The sequence below is a fragment of the Streptomyces thermocarboxydovorans genome, from assembly GCF_039524635.1.
Taxonomy (GTDB): domain Bacteria; phylum Actinomycetota; class Actinomycetes; order Streptomycetales; family Streptomycetaceae; genus Streptomyces; species Streptomyces thermocarboxydovorans.
On sequence record NZ_BAAAGU010000113.1, the window covers coordinates 1 to 8,947 of the forward strand.

Annotated in this window: 10 protein-coding genes and 1 pseudogene; 3 read left to right on the top strand and 8 right to left on the bottom strand. The window is 72.5% G+C overall.

Annotated features, from left to right (window positions below):
• From ABD198_RS30000 to rimP, 4 genes are all read right to left on the bottom strand, one after another.
• The coding region (locus ABD198_RS30000) for a translation initiation factor IF-2 N-terminal domain-containing protein (protein WP_344007795.1) at positions 1 to 872 on the bottom strand (872 nt) is incomplete at its 3' end.
• A 160-nt stretch (positions 873 to 1,032) separates the two neighbouring features.
• The gene (locus ABD198_RS30005; protein ID WP_344007799.1) at positions 1,033 to 1,314 is read right to left on the bottom strand and encodes a YlxR family protein; all 282 of its coding nucleotides are present in this window, start codon (positions 1,312 to 1,314) and stop codon (positions 1,033 to 1,035) included.
• A 137-nt stretch (positions 1,315 to 1,451) separates the two neighbouring features.
• A complete protein-coding gene (gene nusA / locus ABD198_RS30010) occupies positions 1,452 to 2,438 on the bottom strand; it encodes a transcription termination factor NusA (protein ID WP_344007801.1) in 987 nt (328 codons plus the stop codon).
• Positions 2,439 to 2,440: 2 nt separating this feature from the next.
• Complete coding sequence (rimP, locus tag ABD198_RS30015) at positions 2,441 to 2,938, bottom strand: ribosome maturation factor RimP (protein WP_344007803.1); 498 nt, start codon at positions 2,936 to 2,938, stop codon at positions 2,441 to 2,443.
• Positions 2,939 to 3,282: 344 nt separating this feature from the next.
• Between rimP and ABD198_RS30020 the strand changes: the two genes are divergently transcribed.
• Genes ABD198_RS30020 through ABD198_RS30030 form a run of 3 tightly spaced genes read left to right on the top strand, consistent with a single transcriptional unit; the run spans position 3,283 to position 5,371 of the window.
• Positions 3,283 to 3,897 (top strand): hypothetical protein, encoded by a 615-nt coding sequence (locus tag ABD198_RS30020; RefSeq protein WP_344007813.1) that lies wholly within the window; start codon positions 3,283 to 3,285, stop codon positions 3,895 to 3,897.
• A 17-nt stretch (positions 3,898 to 3,914) separates the two neighbouring features.
• Positions 3,915 to 4,391: a ferritin-like domain-containing protein gene (locus ABD198_RS30025; protein ID WP_344007805.1), complete on the top strand. Its 477-nt coding sequence runs from the start codon at positions 3,915 to 3,917 to the stop codon at positions 4,389 to 4,391.
• A 50-nt stretch (positions 4,392 to 4,441) separates the two neighbouring features.
• Positions 4,442 to 5,371: an aminoglycoside phosphotransferase family protein gene (locus ABD198_RS30030; RefSeq protein WP_344007807.1), complete on the top strand. Its 930-nt coding sequence runs from the start codon at positions 4,442 to 4,444 to the stop codon at positions 5,369 to 5,371.
• Positions 5,372 to 5,481: 110 nt separating this feature from the next.
• On the opposite strand, the gene ABD198_RS30035 is transcribed toward ABD198_RS30030, so the two are convergent.
• The 4 genes and pseudogenes from ABD198_RS30035 to ABD198_RS30055 all read right to left on the bottom strand — a co-directional run.
• Positions 5,482 to 7,182 (bottom strand): proline--tRNA ligase, encoded by a 1,701-nt coding sequence (locus ABD198_RS30035; RefSeq protein ID WP_344007809.1) that lies wholly within the window; start codon positions 7,180 to 7,182, stop codon positions 5,482 to 5,484.
• Between the two features lie 72 nt (positions 7,183 to 7,254).
• On the bottom strand, positions 7,255 to 7,785 hold the full coding sequence (locus ABD198_RS30045) for a GNAT family N-acetyltransferase (RefSeq protein WP_344015819.1): 531 nt from the start codon (positions 7,783 to 7,785) through the stop codon (positions 7,255 to 7,257).
• 29 nt (positions 7,786 to 7,814) lie between these two features.
• Positions 7,815 to 8,663: a GNAT family N-acetyltransferase gene (locus ABD198_RS30050; RefSeq protein WP_344007811.1), complete on the bottom strand. Its 849-nt coding sequence runs from the start codon at positions 8,661 to 8,663 to the stop codon at positions 7,815 to 7,817.
• 169 nt (positions 8,664 to 8,832) lie between these two features.
• A pseudogene (locus ABD198_RS30055) lies at positions 8,833 to 8,947 on the bottom strand (flavodoxin-dependent (E)-4-hydroxy-3-methylbut-2-enyl-diphosphate synthase); the annotation flags it as partial.

The following is an 8,947-nucleotide window of genomic DNA, read 5'->3' on the forward strand; positions in this document are numbered from 1 at the left end:
TACCCAACCACGTCCCCGCGGGGGACCTGGACCGGCCCGCCGGGACGGGGACCGCCCTGCGGACGCGGCATCGAGCCCGGGGTCGGGCGCTGCCCGCCCGGAGCCTGCGGACGCGGACCGCCCTGGCCGGGGGCCTGCGGACGGGGACCGGCGCCGGGGGCACCGGGACCGCCCGGACGCGGCGCCTGCGGGCGCGGCGCCTGGGGACGGGCCATGCCGGTGGAGCCACCGGAGGTGAAGGGGTTGTTGCCCGGCCGCGGACCGGCCGGACGGGCGCCCGGACGGGGAGCCGCGCCACCGGGACGCTGGCCCTGGCCCGCCGGACGGCTCTGGCCGCCCTGGCCGGCGGGACGCGCACCGGGCTTCGGGGCGCCGGGACGCGCGCCGGGCTTCGGACCCGGCTGGGCCGGGGCCGACGGCGGGGCCTGGAACTCCGGGGCCGCCGGAGCCGGACGCGGCGTGGGCCGCGGACCCGGCGTCGGGCGCGGACCAGGAGTGGCCGGCGAGGGCGCCGACGGAGCCGAGGGCTGCTGGCTCTCGGCGGGCTTGGGCGCGGCCGGCGGCTTCGGGGCAGCCTGGCGTTCCCCCGCTGCCTGACCGGCGCGGGAGGTGCCCCCAGCCTGCGCCGGGGACGGCGCGGGGGCGGGCTTGGGAGCCGACGGCGATGCCTTCTTGGGCCCGGCGGGCTTCGCGGCGGACTTGCCGTTGCCCCCGCCCTGCTGGAAGGCGTCGGTCAGCTTGCGTACTACGGGCGCTTCGATGGTCGAAGACGCCGAACGGACGAATTCACCGAGTTCCTGGAGCTTGGCCATGACGACCTTGCTCTCCACACCGAACTCCTTGGCGAGTTCGTAGACCCGGACCTTAGCCACTTCGCTCCTTTGAGGTCCGGGTTGCGTCCGGACCGTCGCTAGTTCATGGGCGTACTCATCGCGTACTCATCGAGTGCTCATCGCAATCTCGACCTGCTTTCGACTCGCGAGGTACCAGACCGCACGGGGGGCTCCGTACGGCGCTTCTTGCGGGCTGCTCTCAGCAACCTTGTGCCTGCTCGACGTACTGGCGCAACGCCTTTACGTCGAGCGGTCCCGGGACGCGCAGCGCCCTCGGAAACGCCTTGCGGCGCACTGCCTGGTCCAGACAGACCGGGACGGGGTGCACATAAGCACCCCGGCCGGGCAGCGTACCGCGAGGATCGGGGACGCATGCGCCCTCGATCGCCACGATCCGCAGCAGCTCGTTCTTGGCCGCTCGCTCCCGGCACCCCACACAGGTGCGCTCAGGGCATGCGCGGGTACGTGTCCGGCCAGACACAGCTAAGTCTACCTCCCCGGACCGACCTCACCCCTTTGGGGCAAGAATCGAACACCTGGCGGACGCAAAGCTGTCGTGATCTCAGCGCCCTGCGGACTGGATCTATTCCCCGGACGCCGCCGGAGCCGCGTGACCTGTCACTCCGCGGCCTGCTCGGTGTCGGGCCGGATGTCGATCCGCCAGCCGGTCAGACGGGCGGCGAGCCGGGCGTTCTGCCCTTCCTTGCCGATCGCCAGGGACAGCTGGTAGTCCGGCACGGTGACCCGGGCGGAGCGGGTCGCCATGTCCACGATCTCGACCTTGGACACCCGGGCCGGCGAGAGCGCGTTCGCCACCATCTCGGCCGGATCGTCGGACCAGTCGACGATGTCGATCTTCTCGCCGTTCAGCTCCGCCATCACATTGCGCACCCGGCCGCCCATGGGGCCGATGCAGGCGCCCTTGGCGTTGAGGCCGGGCCGGGTGGAGCGGACGGCGATCTTCGTGCGGTGACCGGCCTCACGGGCGATCGCGGCGATCTCCACGAAGCCGTCGGCGATCTCCGGCACCTCCAGGGCGAACAGCTTCTTCACCAGATTCGGGTGGGTGCGCGAGAGCGTGACGGAGGGACCGCGCACGCCCTTCGCAACCCGCACCACATAGCTGCGCAGCCGCATGCCGTGCGGATAGCTCTCGCCGGGCACCTGCTCCTGCACCGGCAGGATGGCCTCCAGCTTGCCGATGTCCACCAGCACGTTCTTCGGGTCGCGGCCCTGCTGGACCACACCCGTGACGATGTCCCCCTCGCGGCCGGCGTACTCACCGAGCGTCGCGTCGTCCTCGGCGTCGCGCAGCCGCTGCAGGATGACCTGCTTGGCCGTGGTGGCGGCGATACGGCCGAAGCCGGACGGGGTGTCGTCGAACTCGCGCGGCTCCTGGCCCTCCGGAACGTCCTCCGGGTCCTCCTTCGCCCACACGGTCACATGCCCGGTCTCCCGGTCGAGCTCCACCCGCGCGTGCCGGCGGCTTCCCTCGGTGCGGTGGTAGGCGATGAGGAGGGCCGCTTCGATCGCCTCGACCAGCAGGTCGAAGGAGATCTCCTTCTCCCTTACCAGGCCCCGCAGGGCGCTCATGTCGATGTCCACGGCTACGCCTCCTCTTCCTTCTTGTCCTTGCGGTTGAACTCGACCTGCACGCGCGCCCTGTCGATGTCGGAGAAGGCGAGTCTGCGGGTGGTGGCCTTGCGGCCCTTCACTCCGGGCACTTCGAGATCAAGACCCTCGTCGTCGGTCTTCAGGATCCTGGCGACCAGTTCGCCGCCGTCCGCCAGCTGGAACTTCACCAGGCGGCCCGTGGCGCGGACGTAGTGCCGGTGCTCGGTGAGGAGGCGCTCCGCGCCGGGGGTCCCGACCTCGAGGGTGTACTCCCCGCTGCCCATCGCGTCCGTCTCGTCCAGCTTCGCCGAGAGCGCACGGCTCACATCGGCGATCCGGTCCAGATCCGCACCGGTGTCGGAGTCGACGACTACACGCAGCACACGCCGTCGGCCGACCGAGTCCACGGCGATCTCCTCGAGATCGAGGCCCTGTGAGCTGACGAGCGGTTCCAGAAGTTCTCGCAGCCTCTCGCTCTGGGTGGTGCTCATCCGGGTGACTCCTCGGCCGCGTGTGCTGTTGTGGGATGGGTCGCGTGTCTGGTCAAAGGGTATCCGGTCGCGCAGGGTGTTGCCGTCCACCTGGTGACGCGCGGTGCGGTCGGCTGCGCCGCGGGAGCGGCCCGGGGTGGGCTCAGGGTGCGCTCAGGGTGGGCTAAGGGTGCCGATGGCGGTGGTCGGGCGTGGGTCCGGGTACCGTGATCGCGGGCTGTGGCCCGTCATCGTCTTCCGCCGCCGCGTTCCGCACGAGTTCCCCGAGGACGTCTGCCGTGTCGTTGTCCCCGCAGTCCCTGTCGTCTCCGTCGTCTCCGGCTTCTGTGTCGTCGTCGGCTGATGTGTCGTCTCCGGCTTCGGTTTCGTCTGCGGTGGGGCCGCGGAGGAGGAGTCTGCTTATTGCTTCTGCGGTCTTGCCGGCTGCGGTCACGACGGGTTGCACCGGTGGGTCCGGGGCCTCGGGGGCGGGCGAGCGCAGGCGTGGGTCGGCGGAGGAGCGGGCGCGTGCGCGGGCGGCCCGGGAGAGCAAGGAGCTGGTGGAGCGGTACGACGCGGTGATCGCGGCGCATCCGAAGCTGGCGGGGCGGCTGGGGCCGCTGCGGGCGGATGTGGTGCGGCAGGAGGCGGCGTTCGGGGGTGGTGCGGGGAAGGACGCCTCGCCTTCGGCTTCGTCATCGCAGTCGGCTTCGCAGTCGGCTTCGCAGTCGGCTTCGCAGTCGGCTTCGCCCTCCGCGGAGGCTGTGGTGGCGCCTTCGGGCGGTGCGAGTTCGGGTGCGGCGCCTTCAGGGGTGCCTGAGGACGAGAAGGAGGCGCTCGCTCAGCTCGCCGCGGCGGAGCGGGAGCTGGCCGACCGGCGGGCCGAGGCGCTGGTGGATGCTCCGGGTGAGCTGGCGCGGCTGCTGGCCTCGGTGGCGGCGTCCGGTGCGGCGCGTGCGTATCTGCTGACGAAGGGGTGACCGGAGAGGGTGACCAGATGAGCGACGGCGAGGCCAGGAACCGGGAGCTTCGGGCGCTGCAGGCCGCGCTGGCCGCGGAACATGCGGCGGTGTACGGCTACGGGGTCGTCGGCGGGCGGATCGGCAAGGAGCGGCGCGGGGAGGCTCGGGCCGCGTACGACGCGCACCGGGCCCGGCGGGACGCGCTGGTGCGGCAGGTGCGGGACGCGGGCGGTACGCCTGTGGCGGCGGCCGCGGGGTATGCGCTGCCGTTCGCGGTGCCGGACGCGGCCGCTGCGGTGCGGCTCGCTGCGGAGCTGGAGGCCCGGGTGGCCGGGATCTACGCCGACCTGGTGCGGGACAGCACGGGTGAGCGGCGGCGGGCGGCGGCCGAGGCGTTGCGGGAGGCGGCGGTGCGGTCGGTGCGCTGGAGTGGGAAGAGCGTAGCCTTCCCTGGGCTCGCCGAGCGGTCGGCGACCGGTACGACGCCGGGAGCTGCGGCACCGGCGCGATGACGGGGGCGGCGTGCACGCGCCGCGTACAGCAGGAAGGGAACGACTCGCGCATGGTTTTCGAACCGCCGAAGCGTCTGGTGAGGGCGCTCGCGGAGACGGCGCCGGACGGTGACGACTGGCTGGCGAAGCTGCCGGGGATGGCGGAGCGGGCCGTCGCAGCGCGCGAGTTGACCGTGGAGCGGGTGCAGGTGCCCGGGGGGCGGAGCAGCCTGGTGGTGCTGGTGCGGACGGCGGACGGGACGCCGGCCGTGCTGAAGCTGGCGCCGGCGCGGGCGCGGCCGGAGCATGAGCGGGCGGCGCTGGCGCACTGGGGTGGGCTGGGGGCCGTGCAGTTGCTGGAGTCCTCGGCCGGGCAGGGTGCCGGGCAAGGTGCCGAGGAGGGTGTGCTGCTGCTGGAGCGGTTGCATCCGGATGTGTCGGTGCGGTCGTTGCCGGAGGCGAAGGCGCTGCTGGAGGCGGCGGGGACGCTGCGGCGGCTGTGGGTGCCGCCGCCCGAGGGCCATGGCTTCGAGACGGTCGAGGAGCGTACGGGGCGGCAGGCGGAGGCCATGCGGGCCAGTGCGGAGAAGGATCCCGAGGTGCGGCCGCTGGTGGAGGCGGCGCTGGCGGCGCGGGAGGAGCTGCTGGCGACGACGCCGGAGTCGGCCACGCGGCTGCTGCACGGGACGTTCCGGCAGAGCAAGGTGCTGGCCGGGGAGCGGATGCCGTGGCTGGCGGTGGGGCCGGATCCGGTGATCGGTGAGTGCGCCTTCGATCTGGCGCGGCTGGTGCGGGACCGGGTGGAGGATCTGATCGCGCAGCCGTCGGGGGCGGCGACGACGCGGCGGCGGGTGAAGCGGCTGGCGGAGTCGCTGGAGGTCGATCAGGAGCGGTTGCGCGGGTGGACGCTGTTCCGTGCGGTGGAGTCGGGGGTGCGGGCGCGGCGTGTGGGGCGTGAGCAGGATGCGGAGCTGCTGCTGGAGTTCGCCGGCTGGTTGTAGGGCGCGCGTGGTGGGGTTTGGGAGGAGGCCGCCACGGACGGGCGCGGGACACCGGGGCGCCCGCAGATGAAGAGGGGCACCCGCGTGTGCGGGTGCCCCCTCCGGGGCGGTCAGGCCGTGAGGCGGGTGATGGCCTCTTCGACCGTGAGTTCCTCGCGTTCGCCGGTCTTGCGGTCCTTGAGTTCGACGATGCCCTCGGCGGCGCGGCGGCCGGCGACCAGGATCTGGGGGACGCCGATCAGCTCGGAGTCGGTGAACTTCACGCCCGGGGAGACGCCGGCCCGGTCGTCGACCAGGACGCGGACGCCCGCGGCGGCGAGCTTCTCGGAGACGTCGAGGGCCAGCTCGGTCTGGAGGGCCTTGCCGGCGGCGACGACGTGGACGTCGGCGGGGGCGACCTCCTTGGGCCAGCACAGGCCCTTGTCGTCGGCGGTCTGCTCGGCGAGGGCGGCGACGGCGCGGGAGACGCCGATGCCGTAGGAGCCCATGGTGACGCGGACCGGCTTGCCGTTCTGGCCGAGGACGTCCAGCTTGAGGGCGTCGGCGTACTTGCGGCCCAGCTGGAAGATGTGGCCGATCTCGATGGCGCGGTCCAGCTTGAGGCCGGTGCCGCACTCGGGGCAGGGGTCGCCCTCCTCGACGACGACCACGTCGACGTACTCGTCGACCTCGAAGTCGCGGCCGGCGACGACGTTCTTGGTGTGCGTGTCGGCCTTGTTGGCACCGGTGATCCAGGCGGTGCCGGGGGCCACCCGCGGGTCGGCGATGTACTTGACCTTGTCGAGGCCCTGGGGGCCGACGTAGCCGCGCACCAGGTCGGGGCGGGCGATGAAGTCGGCCTCGGTGACCATTTCGACGGCGGCCGGGGCGAAGTGGGCCTCGACCTTGCCCATGTCGACCTCGCGGTCGCCGGGGACTCCGATGGCGACGATCTCGCCGTCGACCTTGACCAGGAGGTTCTTCAGGGTGGCGGAGGCCGGGACGCCGAGCTGGGCGGCGAGGGTCTCGATGGTGGGGGTGCCGGGGGTGGGGATGTCCTCCGCGGCGGGGACGTCCGTGGCCTCGGCCGGCTTCAGCTCGTAGGAGATCGCCTCGGTGTTGGCGGCGAAGTCGCAGTTGGGGCAGTCCGCGAAGATGTCCTCGCCGGCCTCGGCGGGGGCGAGGAACTCCTCCGACTTGGAGCCGCCCATGGCGCCGGCGGTCGCGGCGCAGATGCGGTAGTCGAGGCCGAGGCGCTCGAAGATCCGCTGGTAGGCCTTGCGGTGGAGGGCGTAGGACTCGGCGAGGCCCTCGTCGGCGAGGTCGAAGGAGTAGGAGTCCTTCATCAGGAACTCGCGGCCGCGCAGGATGCCGGCGCGGGGGCGGGCCTCGTCGCGGTACTTGTGCTGGATCTGGTAGAGGATCACCGGCAGGTCCTTGTAGGACGTGCACTGGTCCTTCACCAGGAGGGTGAAGATCTCCTCATGGGTGGGGCCGAGGAGGTAGTCGCCGCCCTTGCGGTCCTTGAGGCGGAAGAGTTCCTGCCCGTACTCGTCCCAGCGGCCGGTGGCGTCGTAGGGCTCGCGGGGCAGCAGGGCCGGGAGGAGGACCTCCTGGGCGCCGATGGCGTCCATCTCCTCGCGGACCACCCGCTCGATGTTGGCGAGGACCTTCTTGCCGAGGGGCAGCCAGGACCAGATGCCGGCGGCGGTGCGGCGGACGTAGCCGGCGCGGACGAGCAGCTTGTGGCTGAGGACCTCGGCGTCCGCCGGGTCGTCGCGCAGCGTCTTCGCCATCAACTGGGACATGCGCTGGACCGGTGCGTTCGCCATGGTTCTCGTACTCCTGCTGCGTCTGGGTGATGACAGGAGGTTAGCCGGGCGGTGCCAGCCGGTGGAAATCGGTTATGCGCGAAGGAGTGGCAGCGGGGCGCCCATGACGGCGTAGGGCTTGGGCGCGCTGGGGAAGTGCACCTGGCGGGCGAGGTCCTTGTAGCCGAGGGAGCGGTAGAGCTTGCGGGCGGGGCTCTCGACGTCGATGGCGGAGAGGATCGACCGGGGCTCGGTGGCGGTGTCGGTGATGGTGGTGATCAGGGCGCGGCCGATGCCCTGTTTCTGGTGGCGGGGGTGGACGTGCAGCTCGGTGATGACGAAGGAGTCGTCGAGCCAGTGGTCGTTGCCCTGGGCGCGCAGGTAGGGCTCGACGACGGTGGACCACCAGTGGGTGCGGTCGTTGGGCATGCCGTAGACGAAACCGAGCAGCCGGCCGTCGGCGGTCGCCCCGTAGGCCCGGGCGCCCCGGTGGGTCATGTGGCGCAGGACGATCTGCCGGCGGACCGCCACCTCGTCGGGGCCCAGCCCGAAGGCCGCGGCCTGGACGGCCAGGGCCTCGTCGACGTGGGCGGTGAGGTCCAGAGGGCCGATGACGGGGTCCATGGCGGGGAGCCTACAGTCCCGGCCCAGGGTCAGAAGAGGACGCTCATGAAGGCGCCGACCTCCTTGAAGCCCACCCTCTCGTAGGTGCGGCGCGCGGGGGTGTTGAAGTCGTTGACGTAGAGGCTCGCCACGGGAGCCACGTCGGCCAGGGCGTAGCGCAGGACGGCCGCCATGCCGGGGGCCGCGAGGCCCTTGCCGCGGTGCTCGGGGGCCACCCAGACGCCCTGGATCTGGCAGGCCCGGTCGGTGGCGGCGCCGATCTCCGCCTTGAAGACGACCTTGCCGTCGGCGTCGAAGCGGGCGAAGGACCGGCCGGAGCCGACGAGTTCGGCGACTCTCGCCTGGTAGAGCAGGCCGCCGTCGCCGGCCAGCGGGGAGACCCCGACCTCCTCGGTGAACATGGCCACGCAGGCCGGCATGATCGTCTCCATCTCGTCCTTGCGGACGCGGCGGACGTACGGGTCCGGGGCGATGTGCTCGGGCAGCCGGTCGGTGACCATCAGCGGCTGGTGGCGGCGGACCTCGCGGGCGGGGCCCCACTGGGGTTCGAGGAGCCGCCAGAGTTCGGCGGTGGTGTCGGCCGGGCCGACGATGGAGGAGCAGCGGCGGCCCGCGCGGCGGGCGCGGTCGGCGAAGGCGCGGATCGCCCTGGGGGTGGCGCAGATGGGGACCAGGTTGGCGCCGGCGTAGCAGAGCGAGGTGAGGATGCCGCCCTCGTACCAGCCCCACATCTCGCCGCCGAGCCGCCACGGGTCCAGGCCGGCGGCCTGGACCCGTGAGGTCACGAAGGCGTTCGCCACGGGCTCGCGGTCGAGGACGGCGAGGGCGGCGTCCAGGTCGCTCGGTTCGAGGACCCGGGAGGTGGTCTGCGTCAACACGGGCGGGGCCTCACACACACTCGGTCTGCTGATTTCCGCACTGTACCTGCGGAGCTTGTGCGGTGCCGCCTCGCGGAGGCCGGCCCTTCGACCTGCGGGCGGCGGCGCCCGTGCCGCCGTGCCGGGGGCTGTCGCCCCCGGGGGTCGTGCTCCGGTCCGGCTGAGGGTGTCAGTCCGCGACGGAGACCGACGGCTCGCCCGAGGGCACGCCGTCCTTCTCCATCTGCCCGGCCAGCTTCATGGCCTCTTCGATCAGCGTCTCCACGATCTTCGACTCCGGCACC